General features: G+C 40.2%; 22 protein-coding genes, 1 tRNA gene and 1 CRISPR repeat array. Of the genes, 1 reads left to right on the top strand and 22 read right to left on the bottom strand.

What is annotated here, in order from left to right; genetic code table 11:
- Positions 1–55: 55 nt before the first annotated feature.
- From O3640_RS06085 to O3640_RS06050, 8 genes are all read right to left on the bottom strand, one after another.
- Positions 56–970 carry an L-lactate dehydrogenase gene (locus tag O3640_RS06085; protein ID WP_227221370.1) on the bottom strand — a complete coding sequence of 305 codons (915 nt, stop codon included), beginning with the start codon at positions 968–970 and terminating at the stop codon, positions 56–58.
- 115 nt (positions 971–1,085) lie between these two features.
- Positions 1,086–1,424, bottom strand: a complete 339-nt coding sequence (locus O3640_RS06080) for a YlbF/YmcA family competence regulator (protein ID WP_060553442.1) — start codon at positions 1,422–1,424, stop codon at positions 1,086–1,088.
- 17 nt (positions 1,425–1,441) lie between these two features.
- Positions 1,442–2,548 carry a prephenate dehydrogenase gene (locus tag O3640_RS06075; protein WP_227955628.1) on the bottom strand — a complete coding sequence of 369 codons (1,107 nt, stop codon included), beginning with the start codon at positions 2,546–2,548 and terminating at the stop codon, positions 1,442–1,444.
- A gap of 15 nt (positions 2,549–2,563) precedes the next feature.
- A complete protein-coding gene (gene aroC, locus O3640_RS06070) occupies positions 2,564–3,730 on the bottom strand; it encodes a chorismate synthase (RefSeq protein ID WP_105026557.1) in 1,167 nt (388 codons plus the stop codon).
- An 88-nt stretch (positions 3,731–3,818) separates the two neighbouring features.
- A complete protein-coding gene (gene aroB, locus O3640_RS06065) occupies positions 3,819–4,886 on the bottom strand; it encodes a 3-dehydroquinate synthase (protein WP_371586799.1) in 1,068 nt (355 codons plus the stop codon).
- A gap of 77 nt (positions 4,887–4,963) precedes the next feature.
- Entirely contained in the window at positions 4,964–5,821 is an 858-nt protein-coding gene (locus O3640_RS06060) for a shikimate dehydrogenase (protein WP_227221373.1), read from the bottom strand.
- A complete protein-coding gene (gene aroD, locus O3640_RS06055; RefSeq protein ID WP_227221374.1) occupies positions 5,811–6,488 on the bottom strand; it encodes a type I 3-dehydroquinate dehydratase in 678 nt (225 codons plus the stop codon). The genes O3640_RS06060 and aroD overlap by 11 nt, the downstream gene beginning before the upstream one ends.
- A complete protein-coding gene (locus tag O3640_RS06050; protein ID WP_227221375.1) occupies positions 6,485–7,648 on the bottom strand; it encodes a class I SAM-dependent rRNA methyltransferase in 1,164 nt (387 codons plus the stop codon). The genes aroD and O3640_RS06050 overlap by 4 nt, the downstream gene beginning before the upstream one ends.
- Positions 7,649–7,888: 240 nt before the next feature.
- Here O3640_RS06050 and O3640_RS06045 point away from each other — a divergent pair, with 240 nt between their 5' ends.
- On the top strand, positions 7,889–10,087 hold the full coding sequence (locus O3640_RS06045) for an LTA synthase family protein (RefSeq protein ID WP_061601440.1): 2,199 nt from the start codon (positions 7,889–7,891) through the stop codon (positions 10,085–10,087).
- A 168-nt stretch (positions 10,088–10,255) separates the two neighbouring features.
- A CRISPR array of direct repeats spans positions 10,256–11,812; the repeat unit is 32 nt; unit sequence ATTTCAATCCACGCTCCCGTGAAGGGAGCGAC.
- A 146-nt stretch (positions 11,813–11,958) separates the two neighbouring features.
- On the opposite strand, the gene cas2 is transcribed toward O3640_RS06045, so the two are convergent.
- The 14 genes from cas2 to sufB form a co-directional block, all read right to left on the bottom strand.
- The gene (gene cas2 / locus O3640_RS06040; protein ID WP_227221376.1) at positions 11,959–12,252 is read right to left on the bottom strand and encodes a CRISPR-associated endonuclease Cas2; all 294 of its coding nucleotides are present in this window, start codon (positions 12,250–12,252) and stop codon (positions 11,959–11,961) included.
- Positions 12,253–12,262: 10 nt separating this feature from the next.
- On the bottom strand, positions 12,263–13,288 hold the full coding sequence (gene cas1c, locus O3640_RS06035) for a type I-C CRISPR-associated endonuclease Cas1c (protein WP_227221377.1): 1,026 nt from the start codon (positions 13,286–13,288) through the stop codon (positions 12,263–12,265).
- Positions 13,285–13,956: a CRISPR-associated protein Cas4 gene (gene cas4 / locus O3640_RS06030; RefSeq protein ID WP_227221378.1), complete on the bottom strand. Its 672-nt coding sequence runs from the start codon at positions 13,954–13,956 to the stop codon at positions 13,285–13,287. Before cas4 ends, cas1c begins: the two co-directional genes overlap by 4 nt.
- Position 13,957: 1 nt before the next feature.
- Positions 13,958–14,806, bottom strand: a complete 849-nt coding sequence (cas7c, locus tag O3640_RS06025; RefSeq protein ID WP_227221379.1) for a type I-C CRISPR-associated protein Cas7/Csd2 — start codon at positions 14,804–14,806, stop codon at positions 13,958–13,960.
- A 3-nt stretch (positions 14,807–14,809) separates the two neighbouring features.
- Positions 14,810–16,693: a type I-C CRISPR-associated protein Cas8c/Csd1 gene (gene cas8c / locus O3640_RS06020; RefSeq protein ID WP_268723220.1), complete on the bottom strand. Its 1,884-nt coding sequence runs from the start codon at positions 16,691–16,693 to the stop codon at positions 14,810–14,812.
- Positions 16,693–17,421, bottom strand: a complete 729-nt coding sequence (gene cas5c, locus O3640_RS06015) for a type I-C CRISPR-associated protein Cas5c (protein WP_227221381.1) — start codon at positions 17,419–17,421, stop codon at positions 16,693–16,695. Before cas5c ends, cas8c begins: the two co-directional genes overlap by 1 nt.
- A 244-nt stretch (positions 17,422–17,665) precedes the next feature.
- On the bottom strand, positions 17,666–20,077 hold the full coding sequence (cas3, locus tag O3640_RS06010) for a CRISPR-associated helicase Cas3' (RefSeq protein ID WP_227221382.1): 2,412 nt from the start codon (positions 20,075–20,077) through the stop codon (positions 17,666–17,668).
- Between the two features lie 240 nt (positions 20,078–20,317).
- Positions 20,318–21,034, bottom strand: coding sequence for an alpha/beta hydrolase (locus O3640_RS06005; RefSeq protein WP_227221383.1), 717 nt, complete (start codon positions 21,032–21,034; stop codon positions 20,318–20,320).
- Between the two features lie 49 nt (positions 21,035–21,083).
- Positions 21,084–21,155, bottom strand: a tRNA-Arg gene (locus O3640_RS06000).
- Positions 21,156–21,194: 39 nt separating this feature from the next.
- Positions 21,195–21,542, bottom strand: a complete 348-nt coding sequence (gene rplS / locus O3640_RS05995; protein ID WP_008809321.1) for a 50S ribosomal protein L19 — start codon at positions 21,540–21,542, stop codon at positions 21,195–21,197.
- A gap of 115 nt (positions 21,543–21,657) precedes the next feature.
- Positions 21,658–21,984 (bottom strand): fluoride efflux transporter CrcB, encoded by a 327-nt coding sequence (crcB, locus tag O3640_RS05990; RefSeq protein ID WP_061594515.1) that lies wholly within the window; start codon positions 21,982–21,984, stop codon positions 21,658–21,660.
- Positions 21,981–22,355, bottom strand: a complete 375-nt coding sequence (gene crcB / locus O3640_RS05985) for a fluoride efflux transporter CrcB (protein ID WP_371586798.1) — start codon at positions 22,353–22,355, stop codon at positions 21,981–21,983. The genes crcB (O3640_RS05990) and crcB (O3640_RS05985) overlap by 4 nt, the downstream gene beginning before the upstream one ends.
- Positions 22,352–22,618 carry a chorismate mutase gene (locus tag O3640_RS05980; RefSeq protein WP_371586797.1) on the bottom strand — a complete coding sequence of 89 codons (267 nt, stop codon included), beginning with the start codon at positions 22,616–22,618 and terminating at the stop codon, positions 22,352–22,354. Before O3640_RS05980 ends, crcB (O3640_RS05985) begins: the two co-directional genes overlap by 4 nt.
- A 387-nt stretch (positions 22,619–23,005) precedes the next feature.
- Positions 23,006–24,388 carry a Fe-S cluster assembly protein SufB gene (sufB, locus tag O3640_RS05975; protein WP_045635193.1) on the bottom strand — a complete coding sequence of 461 codons (1,383 nt, stop codon included), beginning with the start codon at positions 24,386–24,388 and terminating at the stop codon, positions 23,006–23,008.
- Positions 24,389–24,481: the final 93 nt, after the last annotated feature.

The raw sequence follows: 24,481 nt of genomic DNA, 5'->3' as shown, positions 1-24,481 counted from the left end.
AAAAAACACTCTAAATCTATTAGAGTGTTATAGGATTAGGTCTTTTTTTGACTGATTAAATATGTTCTGAAAACTTATCTTGAATAAATTGGGCCGAACGAGCTAATTTAGCTTCTTCCTCTTCTGTCAAAGTCAATTGCAACTGTTCGATAATGCCTGAACGACCAACAAGAGCAGGATAACTTAGATAAGTATCAAGCGGTGCATAGTAATTTGTCACAGGCAGTTCTTCATGGGCATCTGAAATGACAGCCAAAGCCAAACGGATAGCCGCACTAGCAATCCCGTAGGAAGTGTACTTTTTCCCGTAAAAGACGGTGTGACCACCCCTCATTGCTTCTGTAGCAATTTCTTCTAAAACTTCTTCTGAAGTCAGCTTGCTAATAGATTGCCCCTTAACTCGAACTTGGCTCCAAGCGGTAAACTGGGAATTTCCATGCTCGCCCAGATTATAGCCGTAAACGCTACGAGGATCGACTCCAAAACGGACTCCAACTGCTCGCTTCATCCTAGCAGTATCCAGCAAGGTACCTGTCCCAATCACTCTTTCTTTCGGAAGGCCTGTATAATGCTGGTATAGGCTGGTCACAACATCAACTGGGTTCGTGATGGCAATCAAAATCCCTTTAAAGCCTACTTCCTTGATTTTTTTGGAAACTTCAATCACCTCTTTTGAAGTGAAAGGCAACTCTGCAAATCGGTCAGCATTTGGATTGTCTTGTAATTTGATATTCCCCAAGGCTGAAATAATAACATCAGCATCCGCTAAGGCTTCATAAGAATTAACTGTGATATTAGCATGATGATTGAGATTGGCTGCAGCATCTTGAAAGTCTAATGCATCAGCCTTGACCTTAGCTTCATTGGTATCAATCAACACATAATCATCAAAAGCTCCTTGAGCAATCAAACCATGAGCAACCGCAGCTCCAACATTTCCCATCCCAATAATAGCAACTTTTCGTGACATAGAAATTCCTCTCATTTCCTTTTCGTTATGATTCATTATACTCAGAAAGCATCAAAAATCAAGTCTTTGAAGCAAAAAGCCTGTTGACTCAGAAGAGAAAACAGACTGTCAGCTTTTATTTCATCAAATCTTGAATTGGCTCAAAGACAATGCGTTCAATATCAGACAAGTAAACAGAAAGTTGTTGTTGCTTCGTGAAGAACTCCGTCACAATTGCATTGGCTTGGATTTTTTCTCCGAATGACTTCATTTCTTCTTGCAACTCTGGTGTCGGCATTTGGCCTGTCTGCATTAATTGCTGGATTTTTCCTTGGAAAGCAATATAATCATCAAAAAGAGACTTGGCTTCACTATCTGCATCAATAGCTACCTTGCTCTCCAAAACCGCCTTGTACTCAGGTAGCTCACGGAAAGTACGGTTGAGTTCATTAGCTAGATCATAAATATTTGACATAGTATTTCTCCATTTCTTTAATTTAAAAATACCTGATATCTTGTATTTTCTCTTACTATTTTAGCAGATTTTTCTAAATCTTGACGATTTTTAAAGGTGATTTGCAGAATACCGTTGATATCTTCACGGTTTTCCTCGTTGATACGAATGTTGACAACAGAGATCCCTCTCAGTAGTTCTAAGACGCTAAGAATGGCTCCTTCTTCATCAGGCACCTCGACAAAAAGATCGTAAAAGCTATCCACACCAGCTCGTTTATGAATTTCCATCTGTTTGCGACTCTGCCGTCCTCGATCGAAAAATTCCCAGATTGCGGTCTCGTCCTTAGCCTCAATCGCTGCAGCTACCTTGTCTAGCTGTTTTTTAAAATCTTCCAACCGCTCCAAGATAGCTTGAGGATTAGTCAAGAGAATAGAGGTCCACATGCCCGGCTCACTCTCTGCAATCCGCGTCATATCTCGAAAACCACCAGCTGCAAAAGACTGGGTTAGTTCATGCTCTTGGCTATAAGCTGCCGCTTGCTCCATAAGACTGGAGGCTAGGATATGCGGAAAATGGCTGATTTGACTGGTCACTCGGTCGTGCTCGGCAGCATCCACCTGGATAAAGCGGGCATGAAGACCACTCAGCAAGTCTTTCATTTCCTCAAGCGTACCAGGCTTGGTCAGGCTAGAGGGCGTGAAAATATAATAGGCATTTTCAAAGAGGGTGACATGGGCTGCCTTGGCTCCAGTCTTGTGACTTCCGGCCATCGGATGAGCACCGACAAAGCGGACGGGCTTATTCTGCAGATACTTTTCTGCAGCTGCCACAATCTCTGCCTTGGTCGATCCAGCATCTGAGATGATAACATTTTCCTTCAGGTCTAGCTCCGCTAGATCTTTGATAAATGCTATGGTCTGCTTGATGGGCACAGCCAGAATAATCACATCAGCCAATGGAGCAAAGGCGGCAAAATCATCCGTTACCCGGTCTACCATTCCACGTTCCAGGGCGACTCTGCGCGATTCTTCACTTCGATTATAGCCAAGAATCTCTATCTCAGGATGAGCTCTCCTGATACCCAGAGCCAAAGAAGCTCCAATCAGTCCCAGACCTGCGATATAGACTGTTTTTCTCTCCATGCCTTCTCCTTACTTCTAAAAGTTCTTGACAAATTCCCGGTGGCGAGCTACCGCATCCTTTAGTTCTTCCAGATTGTCCGAAGAGAACTTCTCCAGAACTTCGGTGGCTAAAACTGTTGCCACCACGCTTTCCATGACAACACCCGCCGCTGGCAGAGCCGTAGGATCACTCCGCTCCACTGTCGCCTTATAGGGCTCGTGGGTCTCAATATCCACACTCATCAGTGGCTTGTAAAGGGTTGGAATAGGCTTCATAACACCTCGCACCACGATTGGCTGACCATTGGTCATACCACCCTCAAAACCACCTAGATTATTGGTTCTGCGAGTGAAGCCATCCTCCTCGGACCAGAGGATTTCATCCATGACTTGACTGCCCTTGAGACGGCCGGCTTCAAAGCCCACGCCAAACTCGACTCCCTTGAAAGCATTGATAGACACGACTCCCTGAGCAATCTTGGCATCCAGCTTCTTGTCCCATTGGACATAGGAGCCCAGACCGATCGGCACACCGCCAATGACTGTCTCAATGACACCACCGATGGTATCACCGTCTTTCTTAATCTGGTCAATGTAGGCCTTGATTTCTTCTTCGCGCTCGGGATTGACAATGGAAACCTCTGACTGGGCAGCTCTTTCCTTGATTTCTGTTACAGTTAGATTGTCCGGCACATCAATATCAATGCCTCCAAAAGTTACGATATGGCTGGCTACCTCTACACCGATTTCTTCCAGCAAGCGCTTGGCTACTGCTCCGACTGCTACACGCATAGTCGTTTCACGGGCAGAAGAACGCTCTAGGGAATTTCGCAAATCGTCAAAGCGGTATTTCATACCACCGACCAAGTCCGCATGACCAGGGCGTGGTTTGGTAATCTTACGTAGCCCTTTTTTCTTTTCATCCACATCAGCCACACTCATAATCTCCAACCACTTCTGATGATCCAGATTTGTGACATTGAGAGTGATTGGACCGCCCATGGTCAGTCCATGGCGAACCCCGGACGTAATCTCAACTTGGTCGCTTTCAATCTTCATGCGGGCTCCACGGCCGTACCCACCCTGACGGCGCTTGAGCTCAGCATTGATGTATTCAGCGGTCAGAGGAAGACCAGCTGGCACTCCCTCAATAATAGCTGTCAGACGTGGTCCGTGGGATTCTCCTGCTGTTAAGTATCTCATACATTTTCTCCTATTCTGGGATGGAAAAGCTGGACAGCCCGTTTGTTTTCATCTAGACTCCCCAATTGTCTCAGCTTCCATCAAGCACTTATTTCTTTAGAAATTCTTTCATCTCTTCCAGCGGAATCTGGTGAATGCTTGCTGAACCTAGCTCGGGCACCAGTACTAGCTTGATAGAGTTGCCTCTAGCCTTCTTATCATGGGTCAAGGCCTGATAAAGAGCATTCTCATCCCAAGGCTGGTAATCCACCGGCAAGCCAAACTTCTGACACATATGGATGATGCTTTCAGTAATCCCAGCTGGCATAAGGCCTTGCTTTTCAGCGACACGAGAAACCTGTACCATGCCAATTGCAACAGCTTCACCGTGCATGACCCGACCATAGCCTGCTGTCGCTTCAATAGCGTGCCCAATGGTATGGCCGAAGTTCAGATAGAGGCGGACGCCATTATCCAGCTCGTCCTCGACCACAATCTTACGCTTGACATCGCAGGAATGGTAAATGATGCTCTCCGCATGCTCTAAAATCGACTCTGGACTGCCATCCATTTCTGAAAGCTCCTCCCAGAGTTCCTTGTCCTCAATCAAGCCGTACTTGATAACCTCGCCCATACCTTCGATCAATTCACGTTGCCCCAAGGTCTGCAAGACTTGAGGGTCAATCAGAACTCCGTCAGGCTGGGTAAAAGTGCCGACCATATTCTTGGCCCAAGGCGTATTGACACCTGTCTTACCGCCAATAGAGGAATCCACTTGAGCTGTCAGACTGGTCGGAATCTGAACGAAATGAATGCCTCTCATGTAGGTCGAAGCGACAAAACCTGCCAAATCACCAACAACTCCGCCACCCAAGGCTACAATACCGTCGCTACGAGTCAAACCAACCTTTGCCAAAAATTCATAGGCTTTATTAACAGTTGTTAGATTTTTACTAGCTTCACCTTCAAGAAAATCAAAGGTAAAGACCTCAAAGCCAGTAGCTTTCAAACTCAATTTAACCTTCTCTGCGTAGAGTCTAGCCACCCGATTATCCGTGATAATTACTAGTTTCTGAGGCTGCCAAAGCTGACTCAGCCAATTTCCAGCCTGAGATAAAGTCCCATTTTCGATGAAGATATCATAGAGATGATAAGGAAGATTTACATTCAGTTTCATACGCGCCTCCTTTATATATGAAAATGGACACCCAAAGCCTACAAAGTCCAAGAATGTCCCATACTATCTACTATAAATTATATTTCCAATTTTTCTATCAAGGCTTTTTTGATTTCTTCAGATGGCATTTTTTTACCAGTCATCAGTTCAAATGCCTTTTCAGCCTGATAAAGCAACATCCCCAGACCATTTACAGTCTGTAGGCCTTGTTCCCTAGCCAAGAGCAAAAATGGTGTTTCAGCTGGACAATAGGTCATATCTGCCACTAGCAGTCCCTTAGGGAAAACAAAATCGCTTGGAATAGGTAGTGATTTCCCATCCATACCCATGCCTGTTGCATTGATAAACAAATCTGATTGATTGACAGCATCAGTAAGAGCTGCTAAGTCTTCAACAGCCAGTAATTGAATGGGATGACCAAGACGACGAGACATCTGTCCCATTCTCTCTTGATGTCCTGCCAATCTATCTCTGAGGTCAAAGACACAGACCTTTCCTACACCATCCAGCATAGCCTGACCAATAATAGCTGAAGCTGCACCTCCAGCCCCAAGGATTGTCAGATTTTTCCCCTTGATATGAAAGTTAGACAAACTTCTGAAAAAACCAAAACCATCTGTATTGTATCCGATAAGTCGACCATTTTGATTGACAATCGTATTGACCGCACCGATAAGCAAGGCTGACTCATCAAGCTCATCTAGATAAGTAATCACCTCTTGCTTATAAGGCATAGAAATATTGGCTCCCAACATCTGATGAAGTCGAATATTTTCAACAGCCTGACCTAGACCTTCTCTTTCCACTTCAAAAGCCAGATAAACTGCATTGGTATCCGTAAGGTCATAAGCCATATTATGAATAAAAGGCGAAATGCTGTGCTTGATTGGCTTAGCTATGACAGCAGCCAAACGAGTATGTCCATCAATTTTCATTTAAAATATCCCGAATTTTTTTCATGTTGCTCAAAGAAATCTGACCTGGTGCTGTTGCTTCGTCTAAACTAGCAAAAGACCAAGCAGAACCCGTCAAATCAGATGCAATTCGTGAGATGCGTCCAACCCTTCCCATAGAAATGGTTACATATTCCTGCTCAGGATTTAAAGTCTTAAAGCCACGAGTATAGTTCATCAAGTCCAAAACATCCTGACCACTATTAGCCATCACTGATACTTTGACAGCCTTAGGTGTTAAGCTAGTCAGCTCAGACAAGATTTCCATCATGTTTTCAGGGGTTTCCTCAAAGTTATGATAACTCAAGACCAGGTTTGGAAATTCCAGCATTTCATCGATTTTGTCCTTGTGGGAGAAATACTCAAAGTCCACATAATCTGGTTGATAAAGCTGGGCTACTTTTTTTATCATTTCCACATACTCGTCATCAGATAGCTGAATATGACCACCTTCATCCTTGGTCCGAAGTGTAAAAATCAGTTCACGGCCAGCAAATTTTTCAAAAATAGCTGGTGCAACCTTTAAGATTTCTTCTTTATCCAAGAAATCTGCTCTCCACTCGATTAAATCCGCATCTACAAAACGTTGCGCGTCGATCTGTTGAGCTTCTTCTAAATTTCTAGGGGTGACAGAGACAACTAACTTCATTCTTCTACCTTAATCGTAAAAACTTTTAAGTAATTACTACTTTCGTCTTTCTTATTATAACTAAAGTCTGCTGGCAAACCATATTCTTTGATATAACGATGGTGCTTTCCTGCAAAACCTTTTTCAATTTCTTTTTTAAATTTAGCACGCGTCACATTGGACGCATTGGTACTGGCAATCAGCACTCCCTTTGGATTTAAAATTTCCAGTGATTCTTTGATAAGCTTATGGTAATCTTTCGCGACAGAAAAAGTCTGCTTTTTATTACGGGCAAAGCTTGGTGGATCTAGCACTATGACATCATAGCTGAGACCATGTCGCTTGGCATATTTGAAATAATCAAAAACGTCCATAACCACAAACCTATGATTGTCTAAAGTCAGACCATTGGCTTGAAAATGAGCTTCGGACAGTTCCCGACTACGTTTTGCCAAATCAACTGAGGTCGTCTGGCTAGCACCTCCCATAGCAGCTGCAACAGAAAAAGCAGCTGTGTAGGAAAACATATTTAACAAGCTTTTGCCAGTGGCCAAACCGTCAACAAGACTGGCCCTAACCTCATGCTGATCTAGAAAAATCCCAGTCATAAGACCATCATTCAGAAATACTTGATAAGCCACACCATTTTCTAAAACCGTAAAGACCTCTGGTGCTTCAGCTCCATAGACGTGGGCTGACTCGTAGTCCAGCCCCTTAAAACGAATTTTTTCATAAGCTCCCATTAACTCTGGAAAGGCTTCTTGAAAAGCTTGAAGGATTTCTTCCTTTAAAGAAAAGACAAAAGGATTGTACCAAGAAAAGAGAGCATAGTCTCCGTACTGGTCAACAGTCAATCCTGCAAAACCGTCGCCTTCTTGATTAAAGAGGCGGTATGCAGTTATATCCTCTGCCAGACGATAGACACGCCGTTTTTCCTGTGCTTTCTCAAATAAGGAAATAAAAAAATCTCTATCAAAATCTACTTTTTGCTTAGAAACGAGCCAGCCAAGTCCCTTGTTCTGCTTTGAAATATAACCACATCCCAGAAACTTTCCTTGGCTTGATACCAGCTCCACAGCTTGATGATCAAAAGATAGCTCTGGAAAGTCTTCTTTTTCTAAAAGCAGGGCACCCTGCCGAATCTTTTCTTCCTTATAACGAGAAACCGTAAGCTTTTTCATATTCTAAATTATATCAAATATTGAGAAATATTTCAAAAAAATTACGTAAAGCAGGCCCGTAGTAACATTAGCTCCCTCTATCTCCTACTTCTTTTACCTCTTAACCAGCTCACCTCAGAAAATTATGACTAACTGTTAATTTAGGCAAAGCTTATACTTTTCGTTCACCCTATAAAACAAAATGTGATATACTTAATACGATACAGAAAAATTTAGGAAATAAGACAAGGAAGTACTTTTGTGAAAAAAATGACTAGGAAATTACTCAATTTCATGAGTACCAGACTAGGTTTTGTCTTGACCTTGCTTTGCTTCTACTGGTTAAAAACCATGTGGGCATACACTGTCGACTTTAATTTGGATATCCAAGGATTTTATCAGGCCTTCTTAGCCTTTGTAAATCCTATACCCTTAGGCTTATTATTTATTGGCTTAGCGCTTTATTTCAAAAGAAGCGCCATATTCTATGGATTTTCAATTTTTGTTTATATTTTGCTCTTTATCTGGCTGTTTTCAAATGCCGTATACTACCGCGAATTTAGTGACTTTGTAACCGTCAATACCATGATGGCTTCCAGCAGTGTTTCTGCTGGTTTGGGTGAAGCCGCCCTCGGCCTATTTAGACCATGGGATATCATCTATCTGATTGATTTCCCGATCCTAGGCTACCTCATGTATAAAAAGCTCATCAGGGTTGACCATCGTCCATTTAATAAGAGAGCTAGCTTTGCCATCACAGCACTTTCTACTATGCTCTTTACAGCCAATCTCTTTTTGGCGGAAATTGACCGTCCTCAGCTCCTGACCCGTGGTTTCTCAAACTACTATGTCGTTCGGGCACTGGGACTTCCAGCCTTTCTAGGCTACAGCGGAAATCAAACCTATCAAGCCAACAAAGAGCGCTCCAAAGCATCTGCTGAAGATTTGAAGCCTGTAGAAGAATACATTCAGAATCACTATGCAGAACCTAACAAGGATTACTTTGGTATTGCCAAAGGTCGCAATGTTATCTATGTCCATCTAGAAAGCTTCCAGCAGTTCCTGATCGACTATAAGCTACAGGCAGATGGAAAAGCGTACGAGGTGACCCCTTTCCTCAACTCCCTCTACCACTCTAATTCGACTCTGGCTTTCTCAAATGTCTTCAACCAGGTTAAGGCTGGTAAGACTTCTGATGCTGAAACCATGATTGAAACTGGGCTCTTCGGTCTCAACCAAGGCTCCTTCATGGTTAACTACGGTGGTACTAATACCCAGCAAGCTGCACCTTTTATTCTTTCCAAAAATGGCGACTATACTTCTGCTGTTTTCCATGGTAATGCTGGAAGCTTCTGGAACCGCAATACAGCCTATAAACAATGGGGTTATAACTATTTCTTCGACGCGTCTTACTTTACTAAGCAGGACGACACTAACTCCTTCCAGTACGGCTTAAATGACAAGATTATGCTGAAAGATTCCATCAAATACCTGGAGCGCCTACAGCAGCCTTTCTATGTTAAATATATCACGGTTTCCAACCACTATCCTTACACGACTAGCTTGATTGGTGACGAGATTGGATTCCCTCTGGCTAAGACCAAGGATGAGACCATCAATGGCTACTTTGCTACTGCCAACTATTTAGATTCTTCTGTCAAGGCCTTGTTTGATTATCTCAAAAAATCCGGCCTCTATGACAACTCTATTATCGTTCTCTATGGAGACCATTTTGGAATTTCCCAAACCCGTAATCCTAACTTGGCCCCTCTTGTAGGAAAGACTTCTGAGACTTGGTCCAACTACGACAATGCCATGATGCAGCGCGTCCCTTACATGGTCGTAATTCCTGGCATGGACAAAGGAAAGATAATTGATACCTACGGTGGTCAAGTAGATATGCTGCCAACATTAGAGCATTTGCTGGGTATTGACTCTAAAAACTTCCTTCAGGTCGGCCAGGATATGCTATCAACTCAGCATCAGCAAATTACAGCTTTCCGATCCAGCAATAACTTTGTCACACCAAAATACACTAGCTTCAACGGACGGACCTACTACACTCAAACCGGTGAGGAAATTACCAATCCAGACGAAACCATCAAGAAAGAACTGGATGATATTCGTAATGCTGCCAATACCCAGCTGAAGATTAGTGACGCTATTCAAACCGGTGACTTGATTCGCTTCTACAAGGGTAATGACTTGGGCAAGGTAGATGTCAAGAAATACTCCTACAACCACTCTTTCAAAGCATTGAAGAAAATCGAGGAAGAAAAAGGAGACCAATCAACCAGTCTCTATAGCCAACGCAAGGGCGAATCGACTATTGATCTCTTTGATGCTCCAAGCTATCGAGCGCTTCACCCAGAACAATTTGAAAGCACCAGCTCCTCAGAAGACAGTTCTGAATCCAGCAGCGACAGCTCAAGCAGCTCAAGTTCTTCTAGTAAGCAGTGATAGATACTGAAAAAAACCACCTAATAGGTGGTTTTTTTTTGGATAGATATGAAAGAGAACAACTAAATATATTATATAAATAATAAATAAGTATCTTGGGTTCATGAAAATTTTCAAAATGAAGGAAGCTACCTTATAGCATAGACGAGTTACACGATCAATCATTGAATTTCAATCCACGCTCCCGTGAAGGGAGCGACGAATATCAAATGCAGGAGGCCTACTATGGCAGAAATTTCAATCCACGCTCCCGTGAAGGGAGCGACACAAGGGCAACGCAACAAAGCCCTATAAAATCCACGCTCCCGTGAAGGGAGCGACTAGACAACGCATCAATCAAGAGTGCTGCTATTATTTCAATCCACGCTCCCGTGAAGGGAGCGACTGTAGGAGATACAGTATTCGGTATCGGACACATTATTTCAATCCACGCTCCCGTGAAGGGAGCGACTGTTTTTATTATGCCTAGATTATAGACTTTATTATAATTTCAATCCACGCTCCCGTGAAGGGAGCGACATCTCTGTTGCCAAGGCTGAGTATGCCTTAGTTTATTTCAATCCACGCTCCCGTGAAGGGAGCGACGCTATCCGCTTTCATCTGACTTTCTCCTATTTGGTATTTCAATCCACGCTCCCGTGAAGGGAGCGACTTAGTTTTTTAACAAAGTTCTTACCGTTCACTTGATTTCAATCCACGCTCCCGTGAAGGGAGCGACGACAATGCAGGTAAAACAGAAGCTCTTGCAGACCAATTTCAATCCACGCTCCCGTGAAGGGAGCGACTAGATTGTTCGTTTGATGTTGTTTTAGATGTGTTTATTTCAATCCACGCTCCCGTGAAGGGAGCGACGAGGGAAAAGCCTTTATTATCCGCTACCATGCAATATTTCAATCCACGCTCCCGTGAAGGGAGCGACGTCAATGTCAAATCCTGAGCCTAAAACTTCGTTTTATTTCAATCCACGCTCCCGTGAAGGGAGCGACGACGCTATCATTACCGAAAAAGTCAACAAAGCCGTATTTCAATCCACGCTCCCGTGAAGGGAGCGACCTAAGAAAATGATTCAAGCAATGGTTGAAGCTCTTATTTCAATCCACGCTCCCGTGAAGGGAGCGACGGATCACGATTGAAACTTTAAAAGTTTATAGAAAATTTCAATCCACGCTCCCGTGAAGGGAGCGACGCTAATTCAACTCCTGCAGCATTAATACCGCGCAAATTTCAATCCACGCTCCCGTGAAGGGAGCGACTCAGCAACCGTAGCCGTACTGATAAATGACAAATTTCAATCCACGCTCCCGTGAAGGGAGCGACATATCCTACAAACGACAAAATGATACAATTTACGATTTCAATCCACGCTCCCGTGAAGGGAGCGACTTTTTTTACTTGTTTCGCTCCCCATGTTCCATCAATTTCAATCCACGCTCCCGTGAAGGGAGCGACCAACATTGGCGTATCAGCATTGATTGGTTTAAGTTTTATTTCAATCCACGCTCCCGTGAAGGGAGGGACACGAAGCCTGTTACTCCACAAGCATTGAAAATCATTATTTCAATCCACGCTCCCGTGAAGGGAGCGACGTAACTCACGGGCAGATGAGGGGCTGAAGTATTGGATTTCAATCCACGCTCCCGTGAAGGGAGCGACCTTCCACATTTTTATTTGCGGTTGTCTCCTGCTTTATTGGATTTCAATCCACGCTCCCGTGAAGGGAGCGACAGCGCGTAATTGCACTGTTTTAGGTAAAAATTATTTTTCAAGGAGAGATAACTCCTCTATATTTTTGAATTTTTACCTTATTTTTGTTTGTTTTTCGCGCGAATGCCCTACTTTTTTATGAGTAACCACTATTCGCACTAAGTAATTTAAAGGAGTAGTACGCCTATATCAGGATCATAACTTGTATCACGTCCAATTGTTTCTAGGCGATTTTGCCAGTTTTTTCCTAGCAAATAAAAACGAATACTGTCAGACTCAGTGTCAATTATACTCAAAAGCTTAGCTTTTATTTCTACAAATTCTGCAGGAGTTACTGAGCATTCAAAAACTGAATTCTGAACGCGTTGCCCATAATCAACACATAATTTTGACACATGACGTAGTCTTTTCCTGCCTTGCGCAGTTTCAGTATTCACATCATATGTTACTAATACCATCATTAACTAGCTCCTATATCAAAAATGGTGGATAGGATTCCAATTCTCCACGGATTGTCTTGGCCAATAACTGTGCTTGGACATAAGGCAGTAACATCAATTTCACTTTTTCTTTAGTAAAAGGATGTTCTACTTCCTGATGTTTCCGTTTTTGCCAGGTTTCAATAAAGATTGCACGCCCTTTTTCAGTTAATATGACACTTCCATTTTCCTTAAAGTCAAAATGTTTTTTTGTCAGCTGACCTTTATTTATCAAAGAAAAGACAAAACGATCTACAATATAAGCTCGAAATTCTTCAACCAAGTCTAATGCCAAGCTAGCACGACCTGGCCTATCTGTATGGAAGAAGCCAACATAACTATCCAGCCCCACTGCTTCCAAAGCAGACTGGCATTCATACGTTAACAAACTATAGCCAAATGATAACAGAGCATTGACACAATCTAACGGAGGGCGTCTAGTCCGTCCATTAAACTGAAAAGTCTCCTTATCAGTTAATACTAAATCATTAAAAATACGAAAATATTGGTTTGCTGCCTGGCCCTCTATTCCTAAAAGAGAATCCTTGTTTTCAGCTGCTTGAAGCTGTTCCAAGGCCCAAGTCAATTCCGTATTCACTTCTTCAAATAGTTGGCTATCAATCCGATCTCGATGGTCACGCTTAAAACGTAGTAAATATTTTCTAGAATTTGAAATTTTAGCAAGAATAAAATGTTTTGCATACTCTAGAGATTGTTCTTCATCAGCCAAACGATAATGCTGCCTTCTTAGCAAAACATTCCCATTTGTTTGCCCAACAAAGCGTCCACAGAAACGGCCCTGAGGAGTATGAAAAGACAAATTAATTTGATTTTCTGCACACAATTGAATCAAAGAAGGTGATGCTCCAAGATAAGAAAAGCAAACAATGCCATCAATAATTCGATATGGGAAGCGATTGATAACTTTTCCTTCTTGCTTGATAACGATATTATCTCTTTCACGCGTTAAATAAAAATTATCTTGAGTCAAATATAGAGTATTAAGTAGCTTTTTCATAAGCTATCCTCACTTTTTATTGCTTGAAAAATGTAATTGTCAACATTTCGCGCCTTTTTGCTCAAACGCGGCATGCAAATATCAACTAAGGAGCATAACTGACAGTTTTTAAAATATTCAGCTTTTGGAATAAGCTTTTTGTCATAATATTCATGCATTTGGCAAGCCAACTCGGCTACTTCTTTTCGTAAATCAGAAGTAATTTCTATTCGTTTCTTTTGATTTACGCTATGGTAATAAAGATAGCCATACTCGATTGCGCACCCAAGAGTTTCTTCAAGACAAATCGTTTGAGCAACCAGCTGAACAATATCGCGAGTATCACTTTTAGGTTTCCCACGCTTATACTCAACAATAATAGGAAGCCATTTGCCACGTTTCCCCTTTAGAGAAACCCCCTTTTCATCCTTATGAAATTCAACCACATCCAATATCCCATAAAGACCAAGCTCTTTTGATGAGACATGCATAGCCCGCGAGGTAATGACATCCTTTCGCTTTTCTTTAATATAAGGATTGTCCGCCTTTTGATGCAAAATCTGCCCATGAGCTGTCGCTTCGTTTTCTGCCCACTGCTGCTCAATATGAATCAAACTCCATTGGCGCTTGCAGAATTGGAAATGCTGAATACCAGACAACATCAAATAGTCATTTTCAGCATAAGCCATATTACAGTCCTTCTAAGATATCAACTTTCAATCCTTTAGCTTCGTATTCTGCCAATTTCTCTTGATTAAGACGGATAGCATAGTCTTCATAACTATCCTTATCCTGTTTTTCTTTGTCAAATTCAAACAAATCAAAAACACGCGCACTGGAAACATTGCCTAATTTATTAGAATGAGTGAACCAAAAAACTTCCCTCACTCGCATAGAACCTTCAGGGCGAGCGGATGACGCATCGTTTTCAAACAGACTGATAAGTGCTTTCTTAATTACCTCAGCATCTTCATCAGAAAATCCCGTTTTTTCAGCAAAATTTGGGTTAATCGAACCTTTGATAACATATACACCATAATCTACGAAATGCTTAGTTCCCATCGTGTCAGACGAACGACCACTTTCGTTTTTTGCTTCCATACCGTTGGTACTTCTAGTAATCTGTAGACTAGAAATCACAATTGGTTCCAAAGATTTAGCCATATTCAACGAAACTGGACCACGAACACCGATTGACTTTTTAAGATAAGTAAATACTTGACCGAAGGAACGCACATCTATCCATAATTGATTAGCTTTTTCTTCAATTTCAGCATCTGAATCTTTTGAAGTGAATTGACTAGAGAAACGTTTTTCAAGAGAGTGAAACTCGTCCTCAATGCGATCACCTGCTTGTACAAAAGTAGGATAACCAAAATCTTGCATTCGATTCCTAATTTTACGTTTAATGGCTACATCTGAAATCAAGCCATGACCCTTAGCGTCCGTTCTTGGCATATTACCAGATAAAGGATCACCATTAACATTTGCCTCACGTACCTCAATTGTCACCATAAAATCAATTTTGTGTTCCAACATAACCTATCCCTCGTTTTCTTTAGTTTGTTTAGTGTAATAAAATTGTTTTTCAGCATAGTAGCCAAAGATAAACTTATAATCTAATGGTTGTGTAAACTCTTTATTACCATATAATGGAGTCAAAAGTTGAATAATTTCTTTTCTTTCTTTCTCCAATTTATGCCAAATACCAGGTCTATTCAATTTCAAAACTTCCTCATAAGGCTTAATTTTATTTTCTAAATGATTCATCATCTTGGCTGGTTGACCTGTATAAGCATTCCAGTAACGCTCAGCATTCGTGATGCGTTCTTGGCTACTGCCATCTAGAGCATAGCGTTGCGATTCGAACAGCTCATAAATTGCAAGTAAGCGTCCAAATAGATAAGAACGATCTGTTTCTCGATGGTCTAACATTGGTGTGAACTCCCTTCCATATTGTTTTTGTAAAACCGCTAAACTAATTTGTTGTACTTGATACCAGTGCTTAGAATACTTTTGTCTTTGTCTAATGTTATCTTCTAATTTTTTTACAATAGTATTTGGTATTGACCTTCCATCAATCAAAGCTGTTACTAATTGCTGATATTGATCGCTTTTAAAACTGCCATTGTCCAATTCCAAATAACGTTCTTTGTCAACACCGTAGGCAGAGTTGATTATTTCATTAAAAGTAGGTGTTCTTAATTTATAATTTCCAGATTTAGTTTTTGCCTCCCAAGAATAGTTTTCCTGCCAGGTTTCCAGATTTTTCAATAACTGGGAAACTTGAACTTGACGGAAATATTTTAAAGCAATACGACCATTACTTGTTTTATTTAGTATTGCAACGTAGTAAGTTGCATCATTGCTAAACAACTTTTGACCCTTAATAAACGAAGACCCTATTTTCTTGTTTTCTTCGTTCGGTTTGATGAAAATATGACTATCTCTTTCGTCCTCAGCATCTTCAAACAATTCATTAAACACCGGCTTAACAATATTCAATTGGCTCTCATTCGCTAAATCATCACTAAACCAATTGATGAGATATTGTGACGATTCAAGCCAGGTACTACTGTTCTTATTTTCTAGCAAGTACTTAATCATTAAATGAATTTTTTCTGAAGTTTCATAGCCAACACTGAAGACATCTTCCCGCTCCTTGAAGCGCCCTTTATAGGCCTCTCCTTTATTGCTCACTGAAATAATTTTAGCATTCCCCATGAGTCCTCGATGCTTATTGGTAATTTGTTCCGTTCGTCCGCTAATATTACATTTTCCCAAATTATCCAGATTAGCTGTTACAAATGAGATATATGATTGATGTAATTCCTTGTAGCTAGTCACCGATTCATCTTTAAAACCGTGAAATTGTACAATCGAAAATTCTAAAAAACAAGCCGATAAATCAATCGTTTTGCCTTTTCCATCTGAGTCAGGATAAGTGATTTTTAAAATATCTCTTTGATAAGACTCACCGAATAAAGAATGAAGAATATCACTTAAAAAATTTGGTTGGAGAATAAAACTCTGAATCTTTGTCAAAAATTCTTTGACCTCACCCTCATCACAATAATCAATCCAATTAGTCAATTGTTCATGAAAATTATCATATTGTGATTGATTCACCTCTGATACATAATAAGAAAACTTGTCTACAAGAGGATGTGGATCAGGATTGCTACCAGATCTTGCTACAGAATTTGCAGTCACAGGAAATATAATCGTTTGATTATCAGCCATGACCTCTGCCTTATAGAAACTCCCATCCTGATCTAATTTAACTGAAATAATATTTTTACCATTTGACTTCAAACTAGTATGATAAAGGGGAAGCAAAACAGGATTGTCCCCATTTTGTTGGTCAACTAATCCAATTTCTTCCGCTTTTTCATAAGCTTTTAAGAGAGAAGTAAAAAAATCCATTATTCTTCTCCTTTCTCCATAGCATCGTATTCCTTAAGTTCATCATCAACGTACTTAATCTGGCCAGGTGTCTTAAAGGCATAACTAGACAAAGTATTTACAATTTCACACTCAGACTGAGGCTTAAACTTAATCAACCCATTCTCCATCACTGTTTTTGTAAAATAAGATTTTAATGGTGTCGTTTCGTCTTTTGGATAAGCAAAAGAATGGAACATAATACCTAAATCAATAGTAACGCCATCATAGTAAGAAGGGGTGTTTTCATACTCTTCCTGACTAATTTCATCGACTAAACCAAAACATTCCGTCGTACCAAGGAAAATATTCCGTCGTCCACCCTTTCGAATCGAGCGTTCCATAATAGCTTCATGTTTGTTAGGTAACCTATCTTGCATCAAGTCTTCACGATTTTCATTCCAAATGAAGTGGAATTTAACTAGATACTCCACATCACTTAAATATGAAACATAGCTCAAGTCTGCACTGTAATCATGTAACAAAGCACGAACGCCATGCAGCTCTGTCTGAATTTGATTGACGACCTTAACTTCAGTCACAACATTTGTGAAAGTCGGCTTGTAGTACACAGCATCAATTATTCCTTGGAGAGCTTGTCGAGTAGGAACAGAATATGATGATCTCTCTCCACCACCTTTAGTTGCAGGGTTTGTAAATAGAGCCATCTGTCCACTCACCCTTGCATAAAAATTTCTTGATCTGTACAAGGTTAAAACCTCCTTCTGTGATTTTATAAACCTATATTAGCACTTGAAACTTCAAAAGTCAATTATTCTATTTCTATATTTAGTGTTTATAAAAAGCTGTTGATTATATGAATCAATTTTGATATAATCCAAATATCATAGTCGTATCTATGTGGATTGAAATTATATTTAGTGGTTATTTATACTGAATTACAGGTCAACGAAGTCCTCCACTGACTCTCGTTGACCTGTTTTCATTTAACTTCTACATCAGGAAACTTCCTGACTCTATGATAACCCCCTTTTTCTCATCATAATAACCATCTGATAATATCAGAATTTGCCCATTCAGATACGATTTTGTTGCTTCAAGTACTTGGTCGTGCTGACGAACATTTACCGTATAAGGCTGCAATTCCTTTAAAAGTGCTTTTATTGTTTGATAGTCTTCGACAGATGGGTAATCATATTCACACAATTCTTCTAAAACCAACAACTTTTCAATAGCTTCTCCATACGGAACCAACACCCCTATTGTGTCATTGTTTATTAAATTCATCTTCAAACCGGCAGTTTTAAAGGCTTGTTTTAACTTTCCTTTAAAATCCTTTCTATCTTGATATGAATTTATACCTAAATAATCGTAAACTGATTCACCATGCGATAAAGGATAATCCATCGAACCTTGATTATTAGCATAATAATATTCAAAAAAATCCCGATTTAAAAGTGACATTTCAATAGGCGATGAGATTTTATGGATAATATGCTCTGTAGCGTCTTTCTTAGCTTTAATTTCTTTCAAGCGTGATAGATTTTCCTCTTCAGACGTAAGATTAACTAAGGTAACTTGACCTTTATCACGTTTACCTTCACGATTGCATCGTCCACTAGCTTGCACAATCGAATCAACTCCTGCATAAGATCTGATGACGCGATTAAAATCAATGTCAACTCCAGCTTCAATTAGTTGCGTACTAATACAAATAATAGGTATTCCTTTTTTAAGATGTTGTTTAATTTCCGATATAATGTCTAATCTGTGCTGAGCACACATATTAGTCGAAAGTTGATAAATAGGTCTATCAGTCAATCCTTCCAGCATCATATAGAATTTATCAACTGTCTTCTTGGTGTTAAAAATCGCAAGAATAGACTCGTCATTTTCCAGTACAAAATCTACTAAATCTGACAGGTTCGAATATCGATTTTTTTCATCAAATTTTCTAAGTTCTGTTCTTGTAAAGACTTCTTTTTCGTCATGAGTTAACTCGACTATATCAGTAGCTTCACCATATTTCCCACCATAAGAAAGTTTATGTTTGATAGAAGCGGAATCATAAGCAGGCTGTGTAGCCGTACATAAGATAATAGTCGTGTTCATAATTTTGTTTAAGAAATTCATGGTTAAATTAAATAAAGTTGTCACCTCAATAGGTAATGATTGCACTTCATCTAAAATCAAAACACTATTCGCTAAACTAGAAAAACGACGAATATTTGCCGATTTAGTTTTAAATAAAGTTTGAAAAAATTGAACCATTGATGTTAAAACGACTGGACTATCCCAACTTTCTATCAGGTACTCTGGTAATAAGCTCTCTTTTTCGTCTCCCTTATCCTCGTTCTCTTGTTTGTTCTGTACAACATTTGAATGATGCTCTAGTACCCCATCTTCTCCAATAACTTTTTTAATAGCTGTCGCATTTTGTTCTAAAACAGATAAAAAAGGCGTAATATAGAAAAATCTTGATTTATTTTGGTCAACTAATTGATGAAAGGCGTATCTCATACTCAGATTCGTTTTCCCAGCACCGGTAGGAAGATCTAAGCGATATATTCCCGTCGAATCCTTCTCCCCTCTACTCTTAACTCGTTCACCAATTTGTGTGCGAATTTCGTTAAGTCTTGTAGTAGGATGACTAAAGCTATCATATTTTTGCTCAATAGCTTCAAGATAAAACTCATTTAGCCTTCGTTTTTCTTCGTCTTTTATGGGTTCAATAAGTAAGCCATAAGCATTAATAGTATCTAATATATCCGCATTTTTCAAATAAGATAAATACATCCGAATAAAGCTGCCACTGTAATAATCTTTCTCACTTTCATCAGACCAACTAAGTTTAGACCAAGCATGCTGATAATTTTCAAAAGCTTTTTCGATTAAATCGTTTAAATCTCTATAACCATAGTTACTTAATTCATCTTCTAATTCTTGAGCAAAAGGTAGAATATCTTCTTGGTAGGCAAGATTATTCATACATTTTGTCATTCTATGTCTTAATTTATTGAATGCAAATTGCTCTGCTTGAACACCTTCATCCTCCAGAAAAATATTATACATACCATGGTGAGCTGAAATAACATAAGCACTGATCTCCTGAAAAAGTATCCTATCCTCCATTGGAATACTTGTTTTTTTAAAACATGCTTGTATACTCTGAAAGAGATAGATAGCTCCAGCAGATGAATGATCAACATGCTTATTAGATTGCATTTCCAATTTATCTTGAAAAGCTTTATTTGCCTTACCTAAATCATGATACAAGCCTAATAAAAATAAAATATCACCTTGCTTAATAATTTGTGCAATTTCCCTTGCTCGAACAGCAACGTTAAAAGAATGTTTTTCTAGAGATTGTTTATTCCCTCTGTTATCTTTATGTGCTAATATCATAAACTACCTTATCCACCCCAAAGAAAAAATTATTATATTAAATCCATTTTATAACCAAATCCAAAAAAACTCAACTAAAAATGTAACGCTTTCTTAATTATTTTCTAGGGAGTTATTTATTAGGCAGTAGAGGAGCAAGAATAGTTATTTCTATCTTAAGATTTAAAACACTAAACTAAATAATCCCTATCGAGAGACTTTCGACAGGGACTATTCTTTCTTTATTTTATACTCTAACCCTCAATCTAAAACAGACCTTACCATCTTAGCTAGCACCAAAGGATTGTCACCATAGATATTGTGTCCGCAATCTTTAACTTCTGCTAGTTGCACATAATCTGGAAGTTCTTGTAAAGCCTTAACTTTCCAACTAGGATCGGATTCAGATTGCTGAGGAATAATTAAATGGATTTGGCAGTCTCTAAGCTTAGATAAACATCCGTACATAAGTCGTCTCAGCGTCAGCAAATTCTTCACTATTTGCTGAGAAATTCCCAACTTCCATACCTGGGCCTTTTCATTAAAGACAAGATTGTCTTTAACAGCTTTGGAACAATTCTCTGACCAATGTTTTGCCTCGTATCGCTCCAATGAAACAGCTTCCTCAATACTGCTATAGGAAGTTTTCTCCAAATAGGTAAGAGCATCTGCTATTTCTTCTTCCAGATTACATATTTTGTCTAGGTTTAAGTAGCCACCATCCAGCAGAATTAATTTCTTAACAGAAGGAAAGACAGATGCCAAATAAACCGCGAAATCAGCTCCTAGGGAATGTGCAATCAGCGTCACTTCTTCAGTCAAATCAACCTGCAGAGCAAACCACTCTTCCAAGTCTGCTTCTTGGCGAATTTCTTGACCATATAAATCCAGATATACAATAGGAAGTTTTAGAGCTGTAAAAAAGTCTTGTGGGTAATAAACATTGCATCCCAGACCACCAATAAAATAATAAGTCATCACTTTCCCTCCTGAAAGTATAAAAAAAGCCTTAGACAGGCTTTTAGAATGTCCCCTGCCGGAATCGAACCAGCAACTACTCCTTAGGAGGGAGTTGTTATATCCATTGAACTAAGGGGACCTAGAGAAAAACTCTGCCATCTGACAGAGCTTTCTAAGATTAACGACGGATTTCTTTAATACGAGCCGCTTTACCTTGCAATGCACGAAGGTAGTACAATTTAGCGCGACGCACTTTACCGTAACGAACGACTTCAATCTTGTCAACACGTGGAGTGTGGATTGGGAAAGTACGTTCAACACCTACACCATTAGAAATTTTACGAACTGTGTAGTTTTCTGAGATGCCAGCACCCTTACGAGCGATAACGACACCTTCAAAGATCTGGATACGTTCGCGAGTTCCTTCGACAACTTTCGCGTGAACGCGGACAGTGTCACCAGGACGGAATGCAGGGATATCAGTACGAAGTTGACCTTCAGTCAAGCTTTGGATTAATGGATTCATTTTTTACTCCTATCTTACTAATCTTATGATTCATGACCAAAGCGGATTAGTCGTTTTTTTGTGCTCCATTTGCACAAAGAATATTATATCAAAATTCCGGTAAATGTAAAGATTTTTAGATAAAAATTCCTAAAATAATAGCTAAAAATCCTAAAAGATAAGTCAGCATCAGATAATGGATGAATTTCTTCTTATTAGAAAAAAGACCTACCAGCTCAGCATTAAAAGTAGACAGGGTCGTCAAGCCACCGCAAAAGCCAGTTGCTAGGATAGTATAAAGTTGCTTGTCTTGAACATGGTTATAGAAATACCCAATCAAAAAAGCTCCTAGTAAATTGGCCATCAAAGTCCCTACTGGCAAAACAGCTCTGCTATTGACCTTAGAAAGAAAATAACGGACGAGAGCCCCACCCCCGCAAGCTGTAAGCATAAGCCAAATCATAGGCCCACCTTCTTTCCAGCCCACAAGGCAATCCACAAACTACCGCCAATGCTCAAGACTAGATAGAGGATAAAGTCCGTGTATAGCCCTAGGTCCAGCAGTTTAATGGAGTCTAAAAGAAGACTTGAAAATGTAGTCAAACCACCACAAAAGCCTGTCGATATAGCCAGGATAAAACGTTTAGACACTTGCATGTTTGCTAGATAGCCCTTTACCAAATAAACCAGGATGAAGGTCCCCAGATAGTTGACCAAGAGTGTGGCTAAGGGAAAATGTCCAGTGAAGGTGACCAAGGAAGAGATTAAGTAACGAAGCCAGCCACCAAGCATAGCAGCTAAGCAGATGGCAAGAGAATTTTTCACTTCCTTCATGCTTTTTTCTGTTCCTGATAAGCACGGGAGTTCTTCAAGATATCCTTAAAGGTAGCAAGAATCGTATTTTTGTAGGCTGGATTTTCAACATGATCAGCCACTCGACACAAAATGACTTCTTCTCTCTTCGTGTCCAGCACTGCCTTGCCTGTCTCCTGCTTATAAGTAGCCACTTGGTTCACGAGTTTCATCCGTTTTTCCAGCAAGACTACGAGTTCATCGTCTATTTGATTGATTTCTTGTCTCAGTTCTTCTAGATTCATTCGTTACCTCCTTATATTTTACCTATCATATCAAAATTCTGGATGTTTTTCTAGTTTTCTTGGAAAGTGAGTCAAGTTTGGCAGTATTTTGTAAGAAAGAGGACCCTTAGCGCGAGCCCTCTTTTATCATCACAATTGATTCTTTTCACGCAAATTTCAAGGTTCCACGAACCTTAGATTAAAAAGGTCCACTGGACCTTGGATTAAGGGGAACTCGCTGGGGCGAGTTTTTATCTGCAACCTAAAAATACCCGTTAGGGTATTGTCTAGGTAAACCGACTACCGTCGGTTCTCATCCGCAACCTAAAACAGTCCCCTAGACCTTATTAAAGGGAACTCGCTTTTGCGAGTTCTCATAAGCAGATTAAAAAGGTCCAGTGGACCTTTTTAACCAACTGAGCCTTCCATGCTCATGTTGATGAGTTGGTTGAGTTCGACGGCATATTCCATTGGAAGTTCTTTGGTGATGGGTTCCATAAAACCATTGATAATCATAGCTGTGGCTTCTTCTTCACTGATACCGCGACTCATCAGATAGTAGAGCTGGTCCTCAGACACTTTGGAAACCTTGGCTTCATGCTCTAGGGCGACATTGGAATTATGGATTTCATTAAAAGGAATGGTGTCGGAACTGGACTCACCATCCATGAGAATGGTATCGCACTCAATATGCGACTTGGAGCCCGCACTATTCTTGCCAAAGCGAACCTGACCGCGATAATCAGTCTTTCCACCATCCTTGGCCACTGATTTGGAAATCAAGGTACTGGAAGTCTTGGGTGCATTATGAAAGACCTTACAGCCTGCATCCAAGTGCTGGCCATAGTTGGCAAAGGACATAGAGAGGACAGAAGTTCGTGCATTACGGCCGTTGAGAATACTGCAAGGATATTTCATGTTAACCTTGCTACCTAGATTGCCATCAATCCACTCCAAGGTACCACCTTCTTCGACAGTGCCCCGCTCCGTTACCAGATTATAGACATTATCCGACCAGTTTTGGATGGTCGTATAGCGGAAAAAAGCATCCTTTTTGACTATGATTTCAACAGTCGCAGCATGAAGACTATTGGTTGTATAGGTCGGTGCTGTACAACCCTCGATATACTGGATGGAGCCACCCTCCTCGATAATCATGAGGGAGCGCTCAAACTGGCCTGCGTTTTCTCCATTGATACGAAAATAGGTCTGAACAGGAATTTGACAGTGCACGTTTTTAGGAACATATATGAAGGTTCCACCTGACCAGACTGCTCCATTTAAGGCTGCAAACTTATGTTCAGCATTTGACACGACTGTCCCAAAATATTGCTTGACTAGCTCTGGATACTCTTGAACTGCTGTATCCGTGTCAGTAAAAATAATTCCTAACTTTTCGAATTCTTCCTTCATATTGTGGTAGACAACCTCAGATTCGTACTGGGCAACAGCACCAGATAGGAATTGCTTTTCCGCCTCGGGGATTCCCAAACGATCAAAGGTCCTTTTTATCTCTTCAGGAACATCATCCCAACTACGAGCTGGCTCACCGCTTAGTTTCTGGTAATAGATGACATCTTCAAAGCGAATACCTGACAAATCAGGACCAAAGTCCGGCATGGGCAATTTGTTAAATAGCTCTAAAGAGCGTAAGCGATAGTCTAGCATCCACTGGGGTTCCTTTTTGATTGCGGATATTTCACGAACAACTGCTTCTGTCAATCCTTTCCCAGTCGAATAAAGCGGTGCTATATCATCATGAAAACCGAAAGCATAATCACGTTGTGGCATAAAAGCCTCCTTTCTCCATACAGAAAGAATCACATGGGTTCCTACCCTTATTATACTCTTCTAGATTAGAATTGTCAGAAAATAAGAGCCGGT

The sequence above is a fragment of the Streptococcus sp. 27098_8_75 genome, assembly GCF_041432475.1.
In the GTDB taxonomy this organism is placed as follows: Bacteria; Bacillota; Bacilli; order Lactobacillales; family Streptococcaceae; genus Streptococcus; species Streptococcus gordonii.
This window is presented reverse-complemented; position numbering and strand designations above follow the sequence as displayed.